The sequence below is a fragment of the Klebsiella sp. K4 genome (assembly GCF_014596785.2).
GTDB classification, from domain to species: Bacteria; Pseudomonadota; Gammaproteobacteria; order Enterobacterales; family Enterobacteriaceae; genus Klebsiella; species Klebsiella pneumoniae.
Map to the genome: position 1 here is coordinate 4,927,240 of NZ_CP115021.1, position 24,853 is coordinate 4,952,092.

Here is a 24,853-nt window from a genome sequence, read left to right on the forward strand (position 1 = left end):
CGACACGTCAAATCTGTCGACAGGCTGTTTTTCGTCAGCATTCCGCCCAAAAAACCCGCGTATCATCAAGGAATACCCACAATGAAAATATGGCATAGAAGATGCATAGTGACGGCGCGATAGCGCAAACGCGCCCATTGAATAACTGGAGCAATACCGATGAAAAAAGTCGTCACGGTTTGCCCGTATTGCGCATCAGGTTGCAAAATCAACCTGGTGGTCGATAACGGCAAAATCGTTCGGGCTGAAGCGGCGCAGGGGAAAACCAACCAGGGAACCCTGTGCCTGAAGGGCTATTATGGCTGGGACTTCATTAACGATACCCAGATCCTAACGCCGCGCCTGAAAACCCCCATGATCCGCCGTCAACGCGGCGGCAAGCTGGAAGCCGTCTCCTGGGACGAGGCGCTGGATTACGTCGCCACCCGCCTCAGCGCCATTAAAGCCAAATATGGCCCGGATGCGATCCAAACCACCGGCTCCTCCCGCGGCACCGGTAATGAAACCAACTATGTGATGCAAAAATTCGCGCGCGCCGTTATTGGTACCAATAACGTCGATTGCTGCGCTCGCGTCTGACACGGCCCTTCGGTTGCAGGTCTGCACCAGTCGGTCGGTAACGGCGCCATGAGTAATGCCATCACGGAGATTGATAACACCGATCTGGTGTTTATCTTCGGTTACAACCCGGCGGATTCCCACCCTATCGTGGCGAATCACGTCATTAACGCTAAACGCAACGGGGCGAAAATTATCGTCTGCGACCCGCGCAAAATTGAAACCGCGCGCATCGCCGATATGCACATTGCGCTGAAGAACGGCTCGAACATCGCGCTGCTCAACGCCATTGGCCACGTGATTATTGAAGAGGATCTGTACGATAAATCCTTCGTCGCCAGCCGTTCCGAAGGCTTCGAGGAGTATCGCAAAATCGTTGAAGGCTATACGCCGGAGTCGGTGGAGGAGATCACCGGGGTCAGCGCCCAGGAGATCCGCGCCTGCGCCCGGATGTATGCCAGCGCCAAATCCGCCGCCATCCTGTGGGGCATGGGCGTCACCCAGTTCTACCAGGGCGTGGAGACGGTGCGGTCGCTGACCAGCCTCGCGATCCTCACCGGCAACCTCGGCAAGCCGAGCGTCGGCGTCAACCCGGTACGCGGCCAGAACAACGTTCAGGGCGCCTGCGATATGGGTGCGCTACCGGATACCTATCCGGGCTATCAGTACGTCAAGTTCCCGGAGAACCGCGAGAAATTCGCCAAAGCCTGGGGCGTGGAAAGCCTGCCTGCGCATACCGGTTATCGCATCAGCGAATTGCCGCACCGCGCGGCGCACGGTGAAGTGCGGGCGGCGTACATTATGGGTGAGGATCCGCTGCAGACCGACGCCGAACTCTCGGCGGTCCGCAAAGCGTTCGACGATCTGGAACTGGTTATCGTCCAGGACATTTTCATGACCAAAACCGCCTCCGCGGCCGACGTCATCCTGCCGTCCACCTCGTGGGGCGAGCACGAAGGCGTGTATACCGCAGCGGACCGCGGCTTCCAGCGCTTCTTTAAAGCGGTGGAGCCGAAGTGGGATCTGAAAACCGACTGGCAGATCATCAGCGAAATCGCCACCCGGATGGGCTATCCGATGCATTACAACAACACCCAGGAGATCTGGGACGAGTTGCGGCATCTGTGCCCGGACTTCTACGGCGCCACCTACGAGAAAATGGGTGAGCTCGGCTATGTCATGTGGCCGTGCCGCGATGAGTCCGACGCCGATCAGGGAACGTCGTATCTGTTTAAAGAGAAGTTCGATACCCCGAACGGACTGGCGCAGTTCTTCACCTGCGACTGGGTCGCGCCGATCGATAAGCTTACCGATGAGTACCCGATGGTATTGTCGACGGTGCGCGAGGTCGGCCATTACTCGTGCCGTTCAATGACCGGTAACTGCGCGGCGCTGGCGGCGCTGGCGGATGAACCAGGCTATGCGCAAATCAACACCGCCGACGCCGAACGGCTAGGCATCGAAGATGAAGAGCTGGTATGGGTCAATTCGCGTAAGGGGCGCATCATCACCCGCGCGCAGGTCAGCGATCGGCCGAATAAAGGCGCGGTGTACATGACCTACCAGTGGTGGATCGGCGCCTGTAACGAACTGGTCTCAGAGAACCTGAGTCCGATAACCAAAACGCCGGAGTACAAGTACTGCGCGGTCAACGTTGAGCGGATTGCCGATCAGCGCGCCGCGGAACAGTACGTGATCGACGAGTACAACAAGCTGAAATCCCGCCTGCGCGAAAGCGCGATGGGTTAAGGTTCGGCGGTCTGACCCGGCTCGCGCGATGCGTAGGCCGGGTCAGGCGCAGCCGCCACCCGGCACATAAACGGCTCCGTGTCCACAGTCTGTCGCCCGGCGGCGCTGCGCTTGCGCGGGCCTACGGTTGGCAGGAGCATCTCCATCCGTAGGCCGGGTCAGGCGCAGCCGCCACCCGGCACACAAGCGGCTCCGTGTCCACAGTCTGTCGCCCGGCGGCGCTGCGCTTGCGCGGGCCTACGGTCAGGTAGCGCAAATCGGCCCTACCTACCGATACCCGCCATTTTCTTCTTTTTCGCCTCCCTTTATACTGCGCGCTATGTTCCTTACTGATAATAAATACAAATGAAATACCTCTTTTTATTTCTACTGGTTTTCACCAGCGGCGCAGCGGTGGCCACCGAACCTGGCAGTCAGTATCAACAGCAGGCCGAAGCCGGCGATCGACGCGCGCAATATTACCTTGCCGATACCTGGGTCAGCTCCGGCGATTATCAAAAAGCCGAATACTGGGCGCAGAAGGCGGCCGCCCAGGGCGATGGCGATGCGCTGGCGCTGCTGGCGCAGCTCAAAATCCGTAACCCCCAACAGGCGGACTATCCGCAGGCCCGCCAGCTGGCGGAAAAAGCCGTCGAGGCCGGCAGTAAATCCGGAGAGATCGTCCTCGCGCGGGTGCTGGTCAACCGTCAGGCTGGCGCCACCGACGTAGCGCACGCCATCACGCTGCTGCAGGATGCTGCCCGGGATAGCGAAAGCGATGCGGCGGTAGATGCCCAGATGCTGCTGGGGCTGATCTACGCCAGCGGCGTACACGGCCCGGAGGATGATGTGAAAGCAAGCGAATACTTCAAAGGCAGTTCATCACTTTCCCGCACCGGCTATGCCGAATACTGGGCCGGGATGATGTTCCAGCAGGGAGAAAAAGGCTTTATCGAACCGAATAAGCAGAAGGCGCTGCACTGGCTCAACGTCAGTTGCCTGGAGGGGTTTGATACCGGCTGCGAAGAGTTTGACCGGATCAGTAAAGGATAAGAAAAAGCCCGGCGCTATCGCGCCGGGCTTTGTGTTTTATTGGGCGGTTTTATCAAACTTGCCCAGCACTTCGCGTTCATACGCCAGCGCTTTTTTGCGGTCGAACTTATGCTCCCACTTGGCGATAACCAGCACCGCCAGCGCATTACCCACCACGTTCAGCGCGGTACGCGCCATGTCGAGGATACGGTCGACGCCGGCAATAAAGGCAAGCCCTTCCAGCGGGATCCCGACGCTACCCAGGGTGGCCAGCAGCACCACGAAGGAGACGCCCGGCACGCCGGCGATCCCTTTCGAGGTCACCATCAGGGTCAGCACCAGGGTAATCTCCTGCCAGATAGAGAGGTCAATACCGTACAGCTGGGCGATAAAGATCGCCGCGATGCTCTGATACAGCGTTGAACCATCGAGGTTGAAGGAGTAACCGGTCGGCACCACAAAGCTGGTGATCGACGCCGGCGCGCCGTAGGCTTCCATCTTCTCAATAATGCGCGGCAGTACGCTCTCCGAACTGGCGGTAGAATAAGCCAGAATCAGCTCATCTTTCAGGATGCGGATCAGGATCCAGATGCTCAGACCACACAGGCGCGCGACAATCCCCAGCACCACCAGCGCGAAGAACAGGATCGCAAAGTAAACCAGCAACACTAGCTTGGCCAGCGGCCACAGCGAGGCGAAACCGAAGGTGGCGACGGTTACCGAAATCAGGGCGAATACCCCGACCGGCGCATAGCGCATCACCATATGGGTGACTTTAAACATGGTCTCGGAGATAGAGCGGAAGACCGTCACCAGCGGCTCACGGTGGGTCGCCGGCAGCGAGGAGAGCCCCAGGCCAAACAGCACCGAGAAGAAGATAATCGGCAGCATATCGCCTTTCGCCATCGATGCCACGATATTGGTCGGCACCAGCGACAGGATGGTGCCCATCAGGCCGTGCGCATGGCTCTGCACTTCGGCGGTGGTGTTCTGATATTTCGAAATATCAACTGCCGCCAGCTGCGACATATCAATGCCCGTCCCCGGCTGGAAGACGTTGGCCAGGGTGATACCCAGCACAATCGCCACCGTGGTGATCACTTCGAAATAGATAATGGTTTTGGCACCGATCCGCCCTAACTGTTTGGCGTCACCCACGCCGGCAATCCCGACCACCAGGGTCGAAATGACAATCGGGACCACGATCATTTTAATCAGATGGATAAAGATATCGCCCGCCGGCGTCAGCAAATTGCTAATTAACCAATCGCGACTTTCAGCGTGGTAATGCAGATAACTGCCCAGAAGGATACCCAGCACCAGGGCTAGCAAAATTTGCCAGGCCAGACTGACTTTTTTTGTTTTCTTCACTACTGACTTCCTCAATGAAAGGCACCATTCCTTTTCGTCATGGTACCCACTGCAGGGGGTATGAATTGTGTTGCGTTGCTTTGTGGGGTTATTTAACGCGCAATATCAGTATCATTTGCACGGCATGCTGCGCAAGCCTTTAAGAACAGGGCTTTCCTCTGCTTTTATGCATAAAGCAGCGAATTTCCCCCAGTTATATTGCATAAGTATTTGTAATAAAAAAAATTTCACAGCTTCCGTTTCTATAAATTCATTTGCGTAATTATTTCGCTTCAAAGTTTCATTTGATGAAATTTCACCCAGTTTAATCATTGCGTGATCTGCCCCCCAATTAACAAACAAAGCTGTCAAAACCCCTCCTCTTAACGTTTGTTTGACATATATTTAACAAGTTCAAAGGAGAAAAAAAGCCATGAGCCAAATTCACAAACACCCTATTCCCGCTAATATTGCGGAACGTTGCCTGATTAACCCGGATCAGTACAAGGCGCAGTACCAACAATCCATAACCGACCCTGATACATTTTGGGGCGAGCAGGGCAAGATCCTTGACTGGATGCGGCCCTATACCCGTGTAAAGAACACCTCCTTCGCACCGGGTAATATTTCCATCAAATGGTATGAAGATGGCACCCTGAACCTCGCCGCTAACTGTCTCGACCGCCACCTCGCCGAACGCGGCGATCAAACCGCCATCATCTGGGAAGGCGATGACGCCAGCCAAAGCAAGCACATCACCTACCGTGAACTGCATGCCGACGTGTGCCGTTTCGCCAATGTGCTGCTCGACCTCGGGATTAAAAAAGGCGACGTGGTTGCTATCTATATGCCGATGGTGCCGGAAGCCGCGGTGGCGATGCTGGCCTGCGCCCGCATCGGGGCAATCCACTCGGTCATTTTCGGCGGCTTCTCGCCGGAGGCGGTGGCCGGACGCATTATCGACTCCAGCTCACGCCTGGTGATCACCGCTGACGAAGGGCTGCGCGCCGGTCGCGCCATCCCGCTGAAGAAAAACGTCGATGACGCGCTGAAAAACCCGAACGTGAAAAGCATTGAGCACGTGGTGGTCCTGAAACGCACCGGCGGCAATATCGACTGGCAGGAAGGCCGCGATCTGTGGTGGGGCGACCTGATTGCGAACGCCAGCGCCGAACACCGGCCCGTCGAAATGAACGCCGAAGATCCGCTGTTCATCCTCTATACCTCCGGCTCCACCGGTAAACCGAAAGGGGTGCTGCACACCACCGGCGGCTATCTGGTCTATGCGGCCACCACCTTTAAATACGTTTTCGACTACCATCCGGGCGATATTTATTGGTGCACCGCCGACGTGGGCTGGGTCACCGGCCATAGCTATCTGCTGTACGGCCCACTGGCCTGCGGCGCCACCACCCTGATGTTCGAAGGGGTGCCGAACTGGCCTACGCCGGCGCGCATGTGCCAGGTCGTCGATAAGCATAAGGTCAGCATTCTCTATACCGCCCCGACGGCTATTCGCGCCCTGATGGCGGAAGGCGACAAAGCTATCGAAGGCACAGACCGCTCCTCGCTGCGCATTCTTGGCTCGGTCGGCGAACCGATTAACCCGGAAGCCTGGGAGTGGTACTGGAAGAAGATCGGTAACGAGAAGTGCCCGGTGATGGACACCTGGTGGCAGACCGAAACCGGCGGCTTTATGATCACTCCGCTGCCGGGCGCGATTGAGCTGAAGGCCGGCTCCGCGACGCATCCGTTCTTCGGTGTCCAGCCGGTGCTGGTGGATAACGAAGGCCTGCCGCTGGATGGCGCCACCGAGGGCAACCTCGCCATCGCCGACTCCTGGCCCGGCCAGGCGCGTACCCTGTTCGGCGACCATGAGCGCTTTGAGCAAACTTACTTCTCCACCTTCAAAAATATGTACTTTAGCGGCGACGGCGCGCGTCGTGATGAAGATGGCTATTACTGGATCACCGGCCGGGTCGATGACGTCCTGAACGTCTCCGGACACCGTCTGGGGACCGCCGAGATCGAATCGGCGCTGGTGTCGCACCCAAAAATCGCCGAAGCGGCGGTGGTGGGGATCCCGCATAACATCAAAGGCCAGGCCATCTATGCCTACGTGACGCTCAATCACGGCGAAGAACCGACGCCGGAGCTGTATGCCGAAGTGCGTAACTGGGTACGCAAAGAGATCGGTCCGCTGGCGACGCCGGATGTGCTGCACTGGACCGATTCGCTGCCGAAAACCCGCTCGGGCAAAATCATGCGCCGCATTCTGCGTAAGATTGCCGCAGGCGACACCAGCAACCTCGGCGATACCTCGACCCTCGCCGATCCTGGCGTCGTGGAAAAACTGCTCGAAGAGAAGCAGGCCATTACCATGCCATCGTAAGTAAGGACCGATTCCCTACACCCTCTCCCCTTCCGGGGAGAGGATAAAAATAAGTCCCTCCCCCAGGATTTCACTCGCAGGAACGCCGTCAGCAACACCTGTCCCGGCTCCGTCGCCGGAGGGGTTGCTGTCGCCAGCGTCCGCCGAGTGGATGACGAAAGGGAGACCTCTGGAGACGCTAAGATGAATGAACAACTTTGTCAGCGGATAGAAAATAGTGCGCATTTCAGGGAGTTAGTTGCATCACGGCAACGGTTTGCCGCCATTCTGTCAGTGATTATGTTAGTGATCTACGTGGGCTTTATTTTGCTTATCGCCTTTGCACCCGGCTGGCTCGGCACCCCGCTGCACGCCGGAACCAGCGTCACCCGCGGGATCCCGCTCGGCATTGGCGTGATCGTCATTTCGTTTATCCTGACCGGTATTTATGTCTGGCGAGCTAACGGTGAATTCGACCGTTTGACCAAAAGCGTTCTCAACGAGGTAAAAGCATGATCAAGAGAGTCCTGACGGCGCTCGCCGCCACGCTGCTGCCCCTCGGCGCTCACGCCGCAGACGCTATTACCGGCGCGGTACAGCGCCAGCCGACCAACTGGCAGGCGATTGTCATGTTCCTGATTTTCGTCGCCCTGACGCTGTACATCACCTACTGGGCCTCAAAACGGGTGCGTTCGCGCAGCGATTACTACACCGCCGGCGGCAATATTACCGGCTTCCAGAACGGGCTGGCGATTGCCGGCGACTTTATGTCAGCGGCGTCGTTCCTCGGTATCTCCGCGCTGGTGTATACCTCCGGCTACGATGGGCTGATCTACTCGCTGGGCTTTCTCGTCGGCTGGCCGATTATCCTGTTTCTAATTGCTGAACGTCTGCGCAATCTTGGCCGCTATACTTTTGCCGACGTCGCCTCTTACCGCCTGAAGCAGGGGCCGATCCGCACCCTCTCCGCCTGCGGTTCGCTGGTGGTGGTGGCCCTGTATCTGATTGCCCAGATGGTGGGCGCCGGCAAGCTGATCCAGCTGCTGTTCGGCCTTAATTACCATGTCGCCGTAGTGCTGGTTGGCGTGCTGATGGTGCTCTATGTCCTGTTCGGCGGCATGCTGGCGACCACCTGGGTGCAGATTATTAAAGCGGTTCTGCTGCTGTGCGGCGCCAGTTTTATGGCCTTTATGGTCATGAAGCACGTCGGCTTCAGCTTCAATAACCTGTTTACCGAGGCGATGGCGGTCCACCCGAAAGGGGCGGCGATTATGAGTCCCGGCGGACTGGTGAAAGATCCGATATCCGCGCTCTCTCTGGGTCTGGGTCTGATGTTCGGTACCGCTGGCCTGCCGCATATTCTGATGCGCTTCTTTACCGTGAGCGACGCCAAAGAAGCGCGTAAAAGCGTCTTCTACGCCACCGGTTTTATGGGCTATTTCTATATCCTGACCTTTATCATCGGCTTCGGCGCCATCATGCTGGTCGGCGCGAACCCGGCGTTTAAAGACGCGGCCGGACAGCTTATCGGCGGCAATAACATGGCGGCGGTGCACCTGGCGGATGCGGTTGGCGGCAACCTGTTCCTCGGCTTTATCTCTGCGGTAGCCTTCGCCACTATCCTGGCGGTGGTGGCGGGCCTGACCCTCGCCGGCGCGTCAGCGGTGTCGCACGACCTGTACGCCAACGTCTTCCGCAAGGGCGCGACCGAGCGTCAGGAGCTGAAGGTCTCCAAGATCACCGTACTGATCCTTGGGGTGGTGGCCATTCTGCTGGGTATTCTGTTTGAAAATCAGAATATTGCTTTCATGGTCGGCCTGGCCTTCTCCATCGCCGCCAGCTGTAACTTCCCGATTATTCTGCTGTCGATGTACTGGTCGAAGCTGACCACCCGCGGCGCGATGGTCGGCGGCTGGCTGGGCCTGCTGACTGCGGTCATTCTGATGATCCTCGGCCCCACCATTTGGGTGCAGATCCTCGGCCATGAGAAAGCGCTGTTCCCGTATGAATATCCGGCGCTGTTCTCCATTGCCATCGCGTTCATTGGCATCTGGGTCTTCTCCGCCACCGATAACTCACCGGAAGGGATGCGCGAGCGCGAGCAGTTCCGCGCCCAGTTTATCCGTTCACAAACCGGGATCGGTATCGAACGCGGCCAGGCGCATTAATCGTCCTCTCCCTTCCCCGGCATCGTTCGGGGAAGGGATTCTCCCCTCAGTTATAAGTAAAGGTGATCACCCCGGTGGCGTTGGCTGTCCCCGCGGTCACCGCGCTCCCCGTCCTGTAATAGTTAGTGGATAAAGCGAGCGTCTGCATGGCCGCTGCGCCTCCGGGGCTGTCGGGATTGGTGAAATAGCTGTAGCTGGCGTCCGCGCCGCTGTTGGTCACCGTCGTGCGGCTCGAAGTATAGAGGCTGATATCGGTATTTAACGGCAGCGCTTCGCCATCCATATTCAACTGAACCCCCACCCCGGTGGCGACATTCTCCCCTGCCGTTAAGGCCATCACCGTGTTGCCAGGGTTATCCCCACTCGCTTGCGCCGCCGCCACTCTCATTGAGACGTTGGTCCCCGGTTCGCAGGAGAGAGTCAAAGACTGGCGTGCTGACCCCACTTTCGTCGCCGTGTTAAACTCGCTGGCATTGATGCTGCCCATGGAAAAACTGAGATTATTGCTACTAACGATGCATCCCATCGGGATCATCTGGATGCTGGTGGTGCCGCTAATGTGCAGCCGGGAAATGGAGATTGTCCCGCCATTATCTTTTGCCGATACCGTGGCCACCGGATCGCTGAACGATAATTGACTGTTGCTGGCAATAGCGCCGCCGGTGGCCACCAGCTGCAGCTGATATGCCGGGGTGTAATGGGTCGAGGCATAATAATCAAACAGACCGGTAGGCTTACCGAGGTAATAGTTCACATCCCCGATATAATGTACCTGCGAGTCGGGGCTGAAATCATCAGTATCACCTTCATATTCACCGCTGATATTGAGCCACACCTTGACGCGGAGGCCAATCCCCTGCACCGAGGTGGCATAGATATTATCCCCTATCAGCGCCCCGGCATTGTTCGAGGACCAGGCAAATACCGCATAGACGTTGCCCTGACAGTTGGTAAATGCTGTTTGCGCGCGGGTAATTTTTCCCGAGTCATACAGCACGGTGCCGGCGGTATAGCTCCCGGCGTTGACCAGGATCTTTTCCGGCAGGTTGGTCATTGAGACATCGCCAGAGTTAGTTCCGCTGCAGGTCGCCCAGCTATAGAGGGGGCACAGTACCAGCATGCATAAGAAGATCAGTTTTTTCATACTCATCCCTGTCGAAATATTATTTGTAGACCACATCAAACGTGGCGGTAAACCCGACGATGCCGGGGTTCGCCTGGCCATAGGGCGAATACATACGTGCCACCATATTAAAGGTATGGATATCCGCATCGTCCCCAAAGGTATAGAGATACTGGTCGCCGGGGCCAAGGGGCTGCTGGTCGGCCATGCTCTGCAACTGCAAACCGACGCCGCTGGCACCGCTGCTGCCAGTCTGGAAGTTTTTATAGATTGAAGCGTGGGTGCTATCGAAGCTGGTGCCGCTAAACGCGATGGTCACCGCCGACGCATCGGCGGAACAGCTGGAAAAGACCAGCTTAACCGGCACGCTGGCGCCGCTCGCCCCGGCATGTCCGGAGAACGTCTGCGAGGAGACGGTGCCTAAATCGATACTGTTCGACGGCTCCACGGCCACCTCACAGGAAGGCGCTTCGATGGTGCCCGTGACGTTAAAATTGACCGTGCTGCTGCCCTCATAAGCCAGCGCCGGAAGGGAGAGCAGCAAAAGGCTGGCCACCAGGAGGCCCCTTGTGCTGCCGTCTCGCATATTCATATCAGCCCCTCTTCCATGTTGAAAACCTGCATCCATTACCGACATTCGGCCTGATAGAACAGAATATCGTCGCCAAGAGCCATGCTGGAGAAGTCATAATGAACGGTGCACTGCTCACTGCTTTTCTCCCCCCAGCGCGCTAACAGCTGGCCTTTTTTCTGCAGCCCCGTCAGATACACCTGCCCCTCATCGCCAACGATATTGCTGCGCGACGCGCTACCGTGATCATTATCGAGGGTCACCAGCGCGCCGAAAGGCACCACGCCATTGCGGGTACGCAGGGTGAGCATCGCCTTATAGCCAATTCGCGTGTCGTACTTCACTTTGACGATCGCATTGCGCGTCGGAACCACCGTTCTCGCGACGTTATCCACTTCAGCGCCAGGTATTTCCTGTTCATCCAGCGCCAGGCTGTTACGATGGTACGGACGGACGTAAGGCACCACCGCATATCCGGCGGCATCCGTCGTCACGTTTGTCTGACCGCGCACTGTCACATCGCTGACGCCAGGCGTTTCGACCAGCGCAGAACTCTCGCCCAGAAAGCGTGATAGCGTGAGTCCGCCCGCATGGGCGACCATGCCCCCGCGCAGCGAATAGTTGTAGTGATTGCTGTAGCGGTCGTAGCCATAGCCGCCAGCCACATCCCCTTTCGAACTCTGGTAGTTGACGCTGAGGTTACCGGAGGTGCTTTTATCCTGCGTGTTGTACCCTTCCATCAAGCTCCAGTTCAGGGAGCGATCCTCGAACGCCGAGCCGTTGAGCCCCACGCTGTGCGTGGTGTCGTTATGCCGACCATGGTTCAGGGTGTAATTTGCCGAAAGCGTCTCACCAAGCGGAATACTTAACGTCAGGGAGACGACCGTATCGCTGGCCGGCCGGTTATTGTCGCTGTCATCGCTGCTTTGCACATTGCGGTTATAGGAATAGTTAATAAAGTAGGAGGCCTTGCCAATCGACCCGCTATAACCCACGCCCACCGATTCCATACGCGAACTGTCCCAGTAGGTCTCATTGACCAACGAAAGCGAGAGCGAACCATAGCCAAACAGCGTCTGCGACAGCGATGCGTCAAATCGGCCTTTCGTTCTGCCGCTCTGCGTACAGCAGTCGCCCTGTGTGGAAGAGTTATCGACAAAGTCCTGAAACGAATAATATCCCGAGGTGGAGTAGCGATAACCGGCCACGGAAAAGCTGGTGCCCGTCTGCAGAAAGCTTTTACTGAAGCGGACGCGATACGATTGCCCTTGCTCTTTACTGGTTGACGAGGCCGTATCGCTGGTTTTCACGTCGGCCCACGACTGAGAGCCATCAAACGACAGCGCACCGATAGTACCGAGATTAAAGCCAGCGCCTAACAACAGGTTGGTATATTTATCTTCCGCCTGCTGGAAACCAGTATAAAGAGTGATGTTGCTGGTGGCGCCATAGGCCAGGGAAGACTGAATAAAGTTATATTCTTTATCGTCGGAGCTACCCGATCGCGTCCTGCCGCTGCTCAGCGCATAGTCCAGCTGGCCCTCACGTTGCAGGATCGCCAGCGACGCGAAAGGCACCACAAAGTTTTGCTCGCTGCCGTCAGACTCTTTAATGTTGACGTACAGGTCGCCGGCGCTGCCGGTGGCGTACAGATCGTTAATTTCAAAGGCGCCGGGAGCGACGGTGGTTTTATAAATGCTGTAACCATTCTGATAAACCGAGACCTCCGCGGTGGTGCGCGCGATCCCTCGAATCGTCGGCGCAAAGCCATGCAGGCTATCCGGCAGCATCTCTTTGTCCGAACTGAGCTGCAGACCGGTAAAACTCAAACTGTCGAAAATGCCGGAAGAGGTATACGTATTACCGACCACCAGCTGGCTGCGTAGGGTGTGAATATCGCGGGCAAGATAGGAGTAAACCGACTCCCAGCGGCTGTTGTTATCGCTGTGGCTATAGGTGCTGTAGTTGCGCAGGCGCCATGGTCCCAGATTCAGCCCTGGCTGCAGGCTGACGAACTGACTGTCGATAGTGGCGCCGTTATGCCGCGGCGCATTACGCTGCCCGGTGACGCTATAGTTGAGAAGACCGGCGTTGATCCCCTGTTGCCACTGGCTCTCGGGAATATAGTCTCTGGGGCGATTCAGCATGGCGGCCTGCGGCACGGTAAAATCAATGCGCTGCTGGGCAAGAGATACCGAGAACGTCATCCCGGGGATCGCCGACAGCCGGGCGCAGGTTTCCCCTGCCTCGAACAACTGCGGATAGGCGGTGGTATTAATCAACCATGAATTCAGATACTCCGCGGACAGGCAGGGAGAAGCAGTCGCGCCTGCGTCATGGCTAATTTCCTGAAAAGTCAGCGAGTCTGAACTGACGTACTTATCGTTGATGTAAACATCCAGGTGATAGGTGCCCGGCGGTATGCCATCTTGCGAAAAATAGGATAGATCAACCGAAGCCGCAGGACTCTCGGCGACTTCGAGTAAATTTGGGTTGAAATATTCGCCGGCCTCCGCGCGAGAGGGTAGAGTACTTAGGCACAGAATAATAGCGACGCAGATACTTTTAGTTGAAAATAGCAGCTCAACGCTACTGAATGATAGCGGTATATTTCTTCCCTGACATACCATAATCATTAATCACGCTCCATGTGATCTCTTTTTTTCCTGTCGCCGACAGGCTACTCTGCACGGGTATTTTTAAGATGGAAAACGGGGCAGCAAACCATGCGCCAGAAATATTTTTACCGTTAAGGCTAACCTGTGAGAAATTCATATACAGCGGTGAGTTATTTTTTACCGTCACCGACGCCCCCTCTTTCCCCCACTGTAATTTTTCAGCGTACGCTTCCGGTGTATTACCTTTTAACGCAGCGGGTCGATAAATCAATTTTATTTTCGAATTAATCGCAAACTGTACGACATTTTTATCAGGTACATATTCTGTTGCCGGGATCCCTTTAATATTGAGCCAAAACATCGACTCGCGATCGTCGGGTAATTTCTTTCCTGATCGAACTACGCGGACAAATCCTTTCTCCCCGGCTTTGAGACGAAACAGCGGCGGCGTAATAATAAATGCGTCTTTGGCAGGTGAGGCTGCATCAACCACCGAGAGCCAGGACTGAACGATATTGCTGTTCTGATCTTTATTCTCAACCGTTATTACAGCGTTATTTTTCGTACCATCAAAAACCAGACGCGTACCGCCAACGACCACGCTGGCCTGCGCGAAGGAAGAAGACAGCAATAAACCGATCGCAAAAAAAGGATATCTCATATGTTTAATTTAAGGGGAATAGCAGGCGATTCCCCTTTCTCCATTCAACAAGAAGCCGAATTAATGATAGGTCACGTTATAAGTCACGGTTGTCTGAACGGTACCTTTCGTCGGATCGGCATCACCCGATTTCACCATTTTTACGGTGAACGGAATGGTTGCTGCACCCGAAGAGATATCAACATCAGAACCCTCTTCGTTATTCTTCATCACATTGCCCGCTTCGTCGAAAAGGGCCACAGCGACGCCGGTTGCCGGCTCATCAGTTGCCTGGTTTTTAAAATAATCGCTGTTCGCGGTATCGGAAACACCGCCAAAAGTGACGCGGGCGATACTGTTGCCACCTTCTTCCGCGGTCGGGCAATCAGCTAAGCTAAAGGAAAAGTTCTTGGCAGCGCCGAAGGTATACGCTTTCAGATCCGCCACTGAGGTGGTGCCCATATCAATAGCCGTTACACCGCCATCAATGGTCGCCGTACAGGTGGTATCGGAAACAATACCATTAAAGGTAATGGTGTTATCAGCCTGCGCAACGGTAGACAGCGCGCTGCAGGCAGAGAAAATCAGGGCACCCGCCAGAAATTTTTTACTCATCTTCATATTTATTCCCATATCCATTATAAACGACAATCAGTCCGTCAATTGCTTTATGCAGCGATATTAGAGAATGAAATTCAAGCAGCGCGGCGTCATGCATGTATTTACATGACATATGGTTTATGACAATTAATATTATTCATAAATAAACGACCAGCATTTGAATCCATTCAATAATACAAGCTCGCGTAAAAATAATAACTAGCATGAGGTAAGAACTCAATTATTAATGTAAAAATTGATTTTTTGCGACATAACATCGCAACGCATGCGTGGCCATACTCAAAACCATAAAAATCAAAGAGTTATAAAGTTATAAAATTCGCAAAGATAATTGGATATTTATATAATATTTGCCCCATAATTAAATACGGGCATGCAGAGAAACATTTAGTTACAAAGTCAGTGCTGATATAAGAATTGGCTTAATCTTTTATGATGAACCGTTAAATGCATCAATAACAAAAACAGGGAATAGCCGATAGCTATTCCTCTCCTCAATATTTATTAACATTCACTCTGGCGATAATGTTAAAACAGCAGCCAGCGGACGACCGGCGCAGCCAGCACCACCACTACGCCTGACAGCATCATCACCAGGCTGGCCACCACGCCCTCCTGCTGGCCCAGCTCATACGAGCGCGCCGTTCCCGCACCATGGGAAGCCGCGCCGAACCCGGCTCCTTTCGCCATCCCCTCCCGGATAGCAAGACGTAAGAACAGCATATCTCCCACCGCCATGCCAAACACGCCGGTGATCACCACAAACAGCGCCACCAGATCGGGTTGACCGCCGAGCGGTTTCGCCGCCGCCAGCGCAAAGGGCGTGGTCACCGAGCGCACCGCCAGGCTACGCTGAATTTCATCAGACAACATAAACCCGCGCGCCAGCCATACGGAACTGGTGACAGCCACCACTACCGCCGTCACCACCCCGGCGCTGAGCGACATCCAGTGGCGTTTAATCACCGCGACATTTTCATACACCGGAACGGCAAAGGCGATGGTCGCCGGGCCCAGCAGCCACAGCAGCCAGTGGGTCTCTCCCATATAGCTCTGATAAGAGATGTGGCCTACCACCAGAATCAGCACCAGCAGGATCGGCGTGAACACCAGCGGCATCAGAGGGAGTTTATGAAAACGGCGATACAGTTTTTTGTTGGCGTAATAGAGGACCAGCGTCGCCACCAGGCACAGGATACTCAGCACGGCATCGCTCATTTTTTTAACCTGCCCACTTCGTAACGATAGACCTTGTCAACGACCCAGGCGGTGGCGCCGAGCACCATCAGCGTGCTTAAGGCAATCACCAGAAAAATCCGCCAACCATCGACCATCAACAGCTGGGCGTAGTTCACCACCGCGACCACCGCCGGGACGAAAAACAGCAGCATCTCCGCCAGCAGCCAGCGGGCGCCGGCGCGCACCCAGCTTACCGGTATCACCCGGCAGACGATCAGCAGCAGGAGCATCACCATGCCGACCAGGTTAGCCGGCAGCGGTACCTGCCACCTGTTCACCAGATATTGTGCGAAGATGAATAACCCGACGTAGAGAAGTACCTGTACCGGGATCTGAAGTCGTTGCGCCACGGCGGGGGCAACGCGAGCTGGCGCGAAGGCCATGTGCGATAGTCCTGAAAAAAAGAAGTCAGGCGAGCAGTATAGAGAGCCGCCGAAGCGGACAGAAATGAATTAAAATCATCGCAGGTATAGTCTCAGGGAATAATTATGGATATCCGAACGCTGCGCTATTTCGTTGAAGTGGTTCGTCAGCAGAGTTTTACTCGCGCGGCGGAAAAGCTGTTTGTCACACAGCCCACCATCAGCAAGATGCTCAAGAATCTCGAAGATGAGCTGAACTGCACGCTGTTGATCCGCGACGGCCGCAAACTGCTGCTCACCGATACCGGGCGCGTCGTTTTTGAACGCGGCCAGGCGATCTTGGGCGAGTTCAGCCAGCTGGAGTCAGAGCTGAGCGATATCAACCACCTGCATAAAGGGGTGCTGCGGCTTGGCATTCCGCCGATGGTCGGGATGTTGATGGCTGAACCGATCAGTCGCTTCCGCCAGCGCTACCCGGGCGTCGAGCTGAAGATCGCCGAGTTTGGCGGCCTGACGGTCCAGCAGGCGGTCAGTAATGGCGAACTTGATATGGCGATGACCGCCCTGCCTGTCGAGGAGGATAGCAGCCTCACCATTCTGCCGTTGTTCAATCACCCGCTGTGCGTCCTGACGCCAAGGACCGCGGAGTGGGAAGGTAAAACCTCGCTCTCGCCGGCCGAGCTGGCGTCGCATCCGCTGGTTATCTACAACGAGGAATTTGCCCTTAGCCAGCAGCTGATGCGGCTGTTTGCCGAGCATGACGTGAAGCCACGTATCGCGGTGCGCAGCGGCCAGTGGGATTTTCTCGCCGCCATGGTGCAGGCGGGCATTGGCGTAGCGATCCTGCCGGAACCGATTTGCCAGCGTCTCGACCGGCAGAATTTTTGCTGGATCCCGTTGCAAAGCGAGCTGCGCTGGGAGCTGGGGATGATTTGGCGGGAAGGCGTATATATGTCGCGCAGCGCTGAAGCCTGGCTGACGTGCAGCAAAGCGTTCTGGCTGGAATAATTCTCTGGTGACAACGCGTTCCGCAAGGGAAGGGGTAGCCCGGGTCAGGCGCTTGCGCCGCTGCCCGGGTTTCCCCCGGTCGCGCTAACGCTTACCGGGGCTACACATTTACTGCAGTCTCGCCAGTAGTCCGAATAAGCGTCGCGCTATCCGGATTACAGGTTATTGATCTTCGATTAACAGCGCTTCCAGCAGGTCGAGATCGTGGAGCAGCTTCTGCAGCGTCTCGTTACTGATCTGCCGGGTGGCGCGCAGATGATACAGCTCGCCGCGCTCAGAGCGCAGCGCCGCCAGGCGGAAGCGGCGTTCCAGACTCTCTTCGAGCATAGAGGTTTCCACGTCGTTACGTCCATCGGCGCGCCGGCGCAGGTTACCGATCACCCGCGAACTGACTTCGGTCAGCAGCTGGGTATCGATATTCTCTTTGGTATCCGCCGCCAGACGCTCTTCCATCTTCTGGATCGCCACAATCGCCACGTCAGCCGTTGCCGCGCGCGCCAGACGCTCCTCTTTCCGCTGCTGCACATTATCGCTCGATTCAATGTGACGTAGCAGGATCGGCAGCGCAATCACCCCGACGAACAGCGAGAACAGGATCACCCCGGCGGCGAGGAAAATCAGCTCATAGCGCGCCGGAAAGACATTCCCGTCAGGCAGCAGCAGAGGAATGGAGAGCACACCGGCGAGGGTAATCGCCCCGCGCACCCCGGCAACGGAGGAGATCAGCAGCTCGCGCGTAGTCCAGGAGCCAAACTCCATCGGCTTCTTCTTCAGGAAGCGCTGACTGAGCTTACGCATCGACCACAGCCAGCCAAAACGCACCAGCATCAGCGCGGCATAGATCAGGATAATGTCGGTAAACAGCATCCAGGTCTCAACGTTGGGGTCGGCCTCCGCCGCCACCAGCGAACTGGAGAGGATATCCGGCAGCTGCAGGCCCAACAACAGGAAGACCATGCCGTTGAAGACAAACTCCAACATTGCCCAGGTGCTGTTGGCGCGCAGGCGCATGGCCAAGGGCGCGGTGCGCATCACGCCGGAACGGGTGATGGTCATCCCCGCCGCTACCGCCGCCAGGATGCCGGAGACACCGATATGTTCGGCAATCAGATAGGAGGCAAACGGCAGCAGGAACAGCAGGACAATCTGCGTGGCGGGTTCATCCCCGCCCCAGCGGCTGAGGAAGCGCATCGAGCGGCCATACGACCAACTCACCACAAACCCGGCCAGCACGCCGCCAATCGCCACCTTCAGAAATTCTACGGTGGCGCCGCCAACGGTAAAGACCATGGTGCCCATCGCCACCGCGACGGCAAACTTGAGCGAGACCAAGCCGGAGGCGTCGTTCATTAGCGCCTCCCCCTGCAGAATGCCCATGATTTTCTTCGGTATCCGCCCTTCCCCAACGATGCCCGAAAGCGCCACGGCGTCGGTCGGCGACAGCACGGCCGCCAGCGCGAACGCCGGGATCAGCGGAATGCCCGGCACAATCCAGTAGATCAGAAAGCCGATGCCGACCACCGTCACGACCACCAGCGCTAGCGCCAGGCCGAGGATCTCGCGCCCGTGTTCAATAAATTCGCGGGTTGGCGTTTTCCAGCCGTCGGCGAATAGCAGCGGCGGGATAAACAGTACCAGAAACAGCTCTGGATCAAATTCAACGTGCAAACCAAAGGTCGGCCACGCCAGAAGCGCGCCAATGGCGATTTGCATCAGTGGAAGTGGAACCTGAAAGGGCAGTACGCGCGTCACTACCCCGGAGAGTGAGACCACAAGGGTCATGATGAGGATGGTAAAGAATATTTCCATGTGTTCCCTGTTTGCTGCGTTTTCTTTTATACCTGTAAGGCGTCGTGCCTGTGAATCATACGCTACCCAGATTAACGCAAATGGAAACAGGATGTGGCTTAAAAATAAAACGGGCGGCCTGAGCCGCCCGTGAGGAGCACGAAGGGTTTAAATCGCCCAGCCGCCGGCGTAGAACACCACCAGCGCCACAGCGATAATCACCGTGCCGAGGTTCAGTTTGCGCCACTCGCCGGAGACCAGACGGCCAATAACCAGGGTCGCGAAACCGATCATGATGCCCGTCACGATGTTACAGGTCAGCACGATAAGCACCGCGGTGATCAGGCCAGCCATCGCGTCAACAAAGTCATTGAAATCAATTTTCGCCACGTTGCTCAGCATCAGCAGGCCAACGTACATCAGCGCCGGCGCGGTCGCGTAGGCCGGCACCAGATAAGAGAGCGGGGAGAGGAACAGGATCAGCAGGAACAGGACACCGACCGTCACCGCGGTCAGACCGGTTTTACCACCGGCCGCGGTACCCGCCGCCGATTCGATATAAACCGCCGCCGGCGCCGCCCCGACTAAACCGGAGAAGACGCTGCTCAGGGAGTCGGTGGTCAGCGCTTTACCGCCGTTGATGATCTGTCCGTCCTTATCCAGCAGGTTCGCCTGGCCAGCCACCGCGCGGATGGTACCGGTGGCGTCAAAGACCGCCGTCATCACCAGCGCCAGCACGCTTGGCAGCACGACCGGGTTGAGCGCGCCGACGATATCCAGGCTGCCGATCAGGGAATTACCCTGGCCATCGCTCAGGGATGGCATAGCGAAAATGCCGGAGAAATGGACGTTGGGATCGAAAATCAGGCCGACAATCGACACGCCGATAATGGTCAGCAGAATGCCGCCCGGCACCTTCATTTTTTCCAGACCAATGATTACCGCGAGGCCAATCAGCGACATCACCACCGGGAAACTGTCAAAGTTGCCCAACGCCACCGGCAAACCGTCCAGCGGGTTTTTGATCACCAGACCAACGCCGTTGGCGGCGATCAGCAGCAGGAACAGGCCAATGCCGATCCCGGTACCGTGCGCCACGCCCTGCGGCAGGTTACGCAAGATCCAGCTGCGGATGCCGGTTGCCGAGATCACCGTAAACAGGACCCCCATCAGGAATACTGCGCCGAGGGCTACCGGAATACTGATCTGCTGCCCCAGCACCAGGCTGAAGGCGGTGAAGGCGGTCAACGAGATAGCGCAACCGATCGCCATCGGCAGATTCGCCCATAATCCCATCGCCAGCGAGCCAACGCCCGCTACCAGACAGGTCGAGACAAACACCGCGGCCGGCGGGAAGCCCGCTTTACCGAGCATGCCCGGCACCACGATGACGGAGTACACCATCGCCAGAAAGGTAGTAAGACCTGCAACAATCTCCTGACGCACGGTGCTGCCGCGCGCCGAAATTTTAAACCAGGCGTCCAATGAGCCGCCGGTACGCGCTGAAGGCGTAGACATAGAAAACTTCCCCTGAAAATTTTTATCGTTCGTTGATATGCGTGGTGGACCGTCCACTGCCAGTTAAACGCGATCTCCATGTACCGAATCGCAGCGCCAGGGGGGCCGCAAAAAAGCAAACGTTTAACTCCGCGCATACACTACGGTGGTCAACCTTATCGCCTCCCCCGGACAGCAGAAAAAAGGGGGAGCGAAACAGAAAGGCAAACGATTATCCGGCCTTTAGATAACCCTTTTCAACCGATGTTTATCGTATTTCGCTAAATTTCGCTTATGACGAACAGAAAACAACCAGACGATGCGCAAACGTTATCGTCCATGCGCAATCCGCTAACAATTTTTTAGTGAGTTGCTTTCATTTATCGACGTCATCGGATCCGCTGATATCTCAGGCGCCGGGTAAGGTGAAGGGGCCGCCGCGCTCGATGGCGCGTTGCCAGGCCGGTCGCTGTTCCACTCGCTGACGCCAGGCCTCGATATGGACAAGGTCATGCATGCCGCCGCGCGCCAACAATGCCATCACCGGGAAGCTCATCTGGATATCGGCCATGCTCAGCCGCTCGCCAGCGAACCATGGCCGCGCGGCAAGATGGTCGTCAATGAACCGCGCATGGGTGGCCAGCTGCGGATCGAGCCACGTTTTCTGTATCCCCTTTCCCAGCAGCGAACCCAGCGAGCGAACGCCAAAGGGCACAGGGGGTTTGCCAAGGCTGGCGAACACCAGCTTCATTAACAGCAGCGGCATCAGCGAGCCTTCGGCATAGTGCAGCCAGAAGCGGTACTGCAGTTTGTCGTCAATTCCCTGCGGCTTCAACAACCCGCCGCTGTCCCAGGTTTCCTGCAAATACTCGAGGATCGCCCCGGACTCCGCCAGCACATAGCCGTTATCTTCCAGTACCGGTGATTTGCCCAACGGATGGATTTTTTTCAGCGCCGCCGGCGCCAGCATCGTTTTCTCCCGCTGATAGCGGACTATCTGATAAGGCAGCTGCAGCTCTTCCAGTGCCCACAGTACGCGTTGCGATCGTGATTGATTAAGATGATGTACCGTCAGCATGAGCCTCTCCCGTAGTTTGTTCAAATTAACTATAGAAACAGGCGCTCATTGCCGGGAAAATTTCAGCAAAATAGTGAGGAAAAAGCGACGGCAGATGCCATAGTTAAAGTGTCGACGCAAACCGGAACCTCCATCAACAGATTGCGCAATACTGAGGGACGTCGACGTCGGGGGAAACCCTCTCGCGAACCAGCGAGATAATGCGAAAGACCAAGACCGGAAAACAACTAAAGCGCCCAGTTGTGGCGCTTTAGTTTTATCACTCGTCTTCCAGCAGCCGGGCGCCGGTTCCCTCTTCCCCCAGTTTATCGCCCGGGTTGCGCAGCGGGCAGTCGCGTCGCGATAAACAGCCGCAGCCGATACAGCCGTCGAGCTGGTCGCGTAGCGCCGTCAGGGTATGAATGCGCCGATCCAGCTCCTCACGCCACTGCGATGACAGCATCTTCCACTCTTTTGCGCTGAGATTGTGCCCTTCCGGCAGCACGCCAAACGCGTCGCCGATAGTGGCCAGCGGGATGCCAATACGTTGCGCAATTTTGATAATCGCCACCGCGCGCAGAACGTCACGCCGGTAGCGCCGCTGATTGCCGGCATTCCGCTGACTGTGGATCAATCCTTTACTCTCATAAAAATGGAGGGCCGAGACCGCCACGCCGGTTCGTTTTGCCACTTCTCCAGGCGTCAACAGCATTTTGATGCGGGGTGATTTCTTTTCCATAAAGCGCTTTACCTCAAGTTAACTTGAGGAATTATACTCGCCTGCAGACAAAACGACGAATCGAGAATTGAGAGAGGCCGCTTTATGTCCCATCAGGATATTATTCAAACTTTGATTGAATGGATTGATGAACATATCGATCAACCACTTAACATTGATATAGTCGCCAGAAAGTCAGGATACTCGAAGTGGTACCTGCAGCGGATGTTCCGTACCGTGATGCATCAGACGCTGGGGGACTATATTCGCCAGCGCCGCCTGCTGCTGGCGGCGGAGGCGTTGCGAACCACCCAGCGGCCGATCTTTGATATCGCCATGGATCTGGGCTACGTCTCGCAGCAAACCTTCTCCCGGGTGTTCCGCCGCGAGTTTGACCGCACTCCCAGCGACTATCGCCATCAGATCTCCGCGTGACGCGGCGGCTGAGGCACGTTCGCGGGCGCGGGAGCATTGGCTAACCACTGCATAAACTCCCGCGCCGGCATCGCTTTCGCAAACAGCCAGCCCTGGCAATACTGTACGCCGCGCTTGTAGAGCCAGCTTACCTGCTCCGGCGTCTCCACGCCTTCTGCAATCGTCTTTAACCGCAACCCGCGCGCCATCTCGATGATATGTTCAGCAATCAGGTGGCTGGTGTTGTTGGTGGTGAGCGTATCGACGAAGGTTTTATCGATTTTAAGGATATCGACGTTCAGCGCGTGCAGATTATGCAGATTCGAGTAGCCGGTGCCGAAATCGTCGATGGCAATTTCATAGCCTGCTTCGCGGAACGCCTGGATCACCGGCGTGGTCTTCGGTACGTCGATAAACCCGCGCTCGGTCACTTCGATTTTGATTTGTCCGATACAGACCGCGTAGCTGTGCGCTTTCTCACTGATCTGTGAAATCAGCCGCGCCGAATGGAAATCCGACGCAGAGAGGTTGATGGCTATATACAACTGTGGATGGCTGGCCAGAAACTCACCCATTTCATAAAACAGTTCATCCACCACGTAGTCCGTGACCTGGGCAATCATTCCTTCATTTTCCGCCAGCGGAATGAACTCCGCCGGGTTCATCACCGGACCGTCAAACCCAGGCCAGCGCAGCAGCGCTTCCGCCCCAACGCAGCGGTTATTTTTAATATCGATAATCGGCTGGTAGTGCAGGCGCAGCTGGCGGCAGCTCAGAGCCCGCTGCAGCATATTGCGCGGCGAGTGATACTGTCGGCGGGTGCGCGACCACACCAGCACCAGTAAAATACTGCAAATTATCCCCAGCGGCAGCGTCAGACTGGCCTGGTCACAAAAGTTGTGATAGTAGCTGGCCCGCGAGGTGGACATAATGACGGCGATGGGGCGAATAGCGGAGCGGGCGATCGTATACACCCGGCCATTCTGATTAAAAAAGGTATCGCCTTCGCGAATTAACGCATGGAGTTCCGCGGGCTCGACATTGTTACTTACCGAGAAAAAGAGGTTGGTTTTGGTATCGAAAACGCCATAGGCTAAATCGCGGTCGCTGGCGATCACCGAGCTGTACGAGAAGGGATTAACCACCACAACATAGGGCCCCTTCTGCATATAATTCATGGCAAAGCCTGGATAAAACGGCGTGTCCCGGTAATAGTAAATCGCGACATCCGGCTTTTTGGTGTAATTAGCCGCCGGCATCCGCCAGCCGGTTTGCTGATGAACGGACGTTGAACAGATAAAGCGCTGGCCGTTAGCGTAGATCAGATCTTCCACATACAGCAGGCCGCGCACAATATGCAGTAAATAACGCTGGTGATCCGCTGAACACAACTCACCGCGATACTGGCTGGCTTTAGCCCGAGCCTGATCCGCTTCCCGGATGACCATTTCCGTTTTTTGCAGCGCCAGCTGCGAAAATGAGTGTAATTGATCAATGGTTTCGGCTTTAGCCCGCAGCTGGGCAAACCACAATGCCAGCACCACTGGCAATAAAATAACCAAACCTGTTCCGATGAGTCTTAGCGCCTTATGCGGCGCACTGTCACCCATTTACGCTTACATCCATGCGATATGCCTTAATTAAGGTAGCCCGAACACGTTAGCAATCGCGATTGCGATAGACATCAGCTGACATCCGACAGCCCTCACGAGCGTCAGTTTTACCTCTGATGGTGATGAATAATACTTATTTATCAGGTATTCGGAAGATATTCCGGCAAGATTAAGAATAGACGCGCATCTGACTCGGTTTCTCCGTGTAATAAACAAGAACAGGTAATAAAACCCGCAGAATAATAATCATTAGGCAGTGAATGAAAATATGTTTCCCGGGGTTGCTCACCAATATCCACACAAAATTCATAGTTATTAAACGCAGCAAAAGCTCATTTTTTGACTGGTGAATAAAGCGACAAGTGTGATATAGTTCA

The 24,853-nt window shown here is 56.1% G+C and carries 22 protein-coding genes; 7 read left to right on the forward strand and 15 right to left on the reverse strand.

What is annotated here, in order from left to right; all coding sequences use genetic code 11:
* Positions 1–159 precede the first annotated feature (159 nt).
* Positions 160–2,307: a formate dehydrogenase H subunit alpha, selenocysteine-containing gene (locus tag IB144_RS24310; RefSeq protein WP_012737173.1), complete on the forward strand. Its 2,148-nt coding sequence runs from the start codon at positions 160–162 to the stop codon at positions 2,305–2,307.
* Here the strand turns inward: IB144_RS24310 and IB144_RS24315 are convergent.
* Entirely contained in the window at positions 2,304–2,447 is a 144-nt protein-coding gene (locus IB144_RS24315) for a hypothetical protein (RefSeq protein ID WP_022631365.1), read from the reverse strand. The genes IB144_RS24310 and IB144_RS24315 overlap by 4 nt on opposite strands.
* 205 nt (positions 2,448–2,652) lie before the next feature.
* On the opposite strand from IB144_RS24315, the gene IB144_RS24320 reads away from it, so the two are divergent.
* Positions 2,653–3,339, forward strand: a complete 687-nt coding sequence (locus tag IB144_RS24320) for a tetratricopeptide repeat protein (protein ID WP_004151733.1) — start codon at positions 2,653–2,655, stop codon at positions 3,337–3,339.
* A gap of 36 nt (positions 3,340–3,375) precedes the next feature.
* Here the strand turns inward: IB144_RS24320 and gltP are convergent, their stop codons facing one another.
* Positions 3,376–4,689 (reverse strand): glutamate/aspartate:proton symporter GltP, encoded by a 1,314-nt coding sequence (gene gltP, locus IB144_RS24325; RefSeq protein ID WP_004146659.1) that lies wholly within the window; start codon positions 4,687–4,689, stop codon positions 3,376–3,378.
* 111 nt (positions 4,690–4,800) lie between these two features.
* Positions 4,801–5,001: a hypothetical protein gene (locus IB144_RS24330; protein WP_004146658.1), complete on the reverse strand. Its 201-nt coding sequence runs from the start codon at positions 4,999–5,001 to the stop codon at positions 4,801–4,803.
* A 100-nt stretch (positions 5,002–5,101) separates the two neighbouring features.
* On the opposite strand from IB144_RS24330, the gene acs reads away from it, so the two are divergent.
* The 3 genes from acs to actP all read left to right on the forward strand — a co-directional run bounded on the left by acs (position 5,102) and on the right by actP (position 9,207).
* Positions 5,102–7,060 carry an acetate--CoA ligase gene (acs, locus tag IB144_RS24335; RefSeq protein WP_149358905.1) on the forward strand — a complete coding sequence of 653 codons (1,959 nt, stop codon included), beginning with the start codon at positions 5,102–5,104 and terminating at the stop codon, positions 7,058–7,060.
* 183 nt (positions 7,061–7,243) lie between these two features.
* Positions 7,244–7,555 (forward strand): DUF485 domain-containing protein, encoded by a 312-nt coding sequence (locus IB144_RS24340; RefSeq protein WP_004177812.1) that lies wholly within the window; start codon positions 7,244–7,246, stop codon positions 7,553–7,555.
* Positions 7,555–9,207: a cation/acetate symporter ActP gene (gene actP, locus IB144_RS24345; RefSeq protein ID WP_024623073.1), complete on the forward strand. Its 1,653-nt coding sequence runs from the start codon at positions 7,555–7,557 to the stop codon at positions 9,205–9,207. Before IB144_RS24340 ends, actP begins: the two co-directional genes overlap by 1 nt.
* Positions 9,208–9,253: 46 nt before the next feature.
* Here the strand turns inward: actP and IB144_RS24350 are convergent, their stop codons facing one another.
* The 7 genes from IB144_RS24350 to IB144_RS24380 all read right to left on the reverse strand — a co-directional run bounded on the left by IB144_RS24350 (position 9,254) and on the right by IB144_RS24380 (position 16,402).
* Complete coding sequence (locus IB144_RS24350; protein ID WP_004178296.1) at positions 9,254–10,351, reverse strand: type 1 fimbrial protein; 1,098 nt, start codon at positions 10,349–10,351, stop codon at positions 9,254–9,256.
* 19 nt (positions 10,352–10,370) lie between these two features.
* Positions 10,371–10,922: a fimbrial protein gene (locus IB144_RS24355; protein WP_044816513.1), complete on the reverse strand. Its 552-nt coding sequence runs from the start codon at positions 10,920–10,922 to the stop codon at positions 10,371–10,373.
* A gap of 35 nt (positions 10,923–10,957) precedes the next feature.
* Complete coding sequence (locus tag IB144_RS24360; RefSeq protein WP_040214803.1) at positions 10,958–13,537, reverse strand: fimbria/pilus outer membrane usher protein; 2,580 nt, start codon at positions 13,535–13,537, stop codon at positions 10,958–10,960.
* Positions 13,491–14,180 (reverse strand): fimbrial assembly chaperone, encoded by a 690-nt coding sequence (locus IB144_RS24365; RefSeq protein WP_032418191.1) that lies wholly within the window; start codon positions 14,178–14,180, stop codon positions 13,491–13,493. Before IB144_RS24365 ends, IB144_RS24360 begins: the two co-directional genes overlap by 47 nt.
* A gap of 60 nt (positions 14,181–14,240) precedes the next feature.
* On the reverse strand, positions 14,241–14,798 hold the full coding sequence (locus IB144_RS24370; protein ID WP_004192602.1) for a fimbrial protein: 558 nt from the start codon (positions 14,796–14,798) through the stop codon (positions 14,241–14,243).
* A 510-nt stretch (positions 14,799–15,308) separates the two neighbouring features.
* A complete protein-coding gene (locus IB144_RS24375) occupies positions 15,309–15,998 on the reverse strand; it encodes an LrgB family protein (protein ID WP_002885088.1) in 690 nt (229 codons plus the stop codon).
* The gene (locus IB144_RS24380) at positions 15,995–16,402 is read right to left on the reverse strand and encodes a CidA/LrgA family protein (protein WP_002885086.1); all 408 of its coding nucleotides are present in this window, start codon (positions 16,400–16,402) and stop codon (positions 15,995–15,997) included. Before IB144_RS24380 ends, IB144_RS24375 begins: the two co-directional genes overlap by 4 nt.
* Before the next feature lie 105 nt (positions 16,403–16,507).
* Between IB144_RS24380 and IB144_RS24385 the strand changes: the two genes are divergently transcribed.
* Positions 16,508–17,389, forward strand: a complete 882-nt coding sequence (locus IB144_RS24385) for a LysR family transcriptional regulator (protein WP_002885085.1) — start codon at positions 16,508–16,510, stop codon at positions 17,387–17,389.
* 162 nt (positions 17,390–17,551) lie between these two features.
* On the opposite strand, the gene IB144_RS24390 is transcribed toward IB144_RS24385, so the two are convergent.
* The 4 genes from IB144_RS24390 to soxR form a co-directional block, all read right to left on the reverse strand.
* The gene (locus tag IB144_RS24390; protein ID WP_002885082.1) at positions 17,552–19,198 is read right to left on the reverse strand and encodes a Na+/H+ antiporter; all 1,647 of its coding nucleotides are present in this window, start codon (positions 19,196–19,198) and stop codon (positions 17,552–17,554) included.
* A 147-nt stretch (positions 19,199–19,345) separates the two neighbouring features.
* Entirely contained in the window at positions 19,346–20,695 is a 1,350-nt protein-coding gene (locus IB144_RS24395; RefSeq protein WP_040214799.1) for an NCS2 family permease, read from the reverse strand.
* A 388-nt stretch (positions 20,696–21,083) separates the two neighbouring features.
* Positions 21,084–21,752: a glutathione S-transferase gene (locus tag IB144_RS24400; protein ID WP_002885078.1), complete on the reverse strand. Its 669-nt coding sequence runs from the start codon at positions 21,750–21,752 to the stop codon at positions 21,084–21,086.
* A 259-nt stretch (positions 21,753–22,011) separates the two neighbouring features.
* Positions 22,012–22,470 (reverse strand): redox-sensitive transcriptional activator SoxR, encoded by a 459-nt coding sequence (gene soxR / locus IB144_RS24405; protein ID WP_002885077.1) that lies wholly within the window; start codon positions 22,468–22,470, stop codon positions 22,012–22,014.
* An 84-nt stretch (positions 22,471–22,554) separates the two neighbouring features.
* On the opposite strand from soxR, the gene soxS reads away from it, so the two are divergent.
* Positions 22,555–22,884 (forward strand): superoxide response transcriptional regulator SoxS, encoded by a 330-nt coding sequence (gene soxS, locus IB144_RS24410; protein WP_004151738.1) that lies wholly within the window; start codon positions 22,555–22,557, stop codon positions 22,882–22,884.
* On the opposite strand, the gene IB144_RS24415 is transcribed toward soxS, so the two are convergent.
* Positions 22,869–24,473 carry an EAL domain-containing protein gene (locus IB144_RS24415; protein WP_004177824.1) on the reverse strand — a complete coding sequence of 535 codons (1,605 nt, stop codon included), beginning with the start codon at positions 24,471–24,473 and terminating at the stop codon, positions 22,869–22,871. The genes soxS and IB144_RS24415 overlap by 16 nt on opposite strands.
* Between the last annotated feature and the right edge of the window lie 380 nt (positions 24,474–24,853).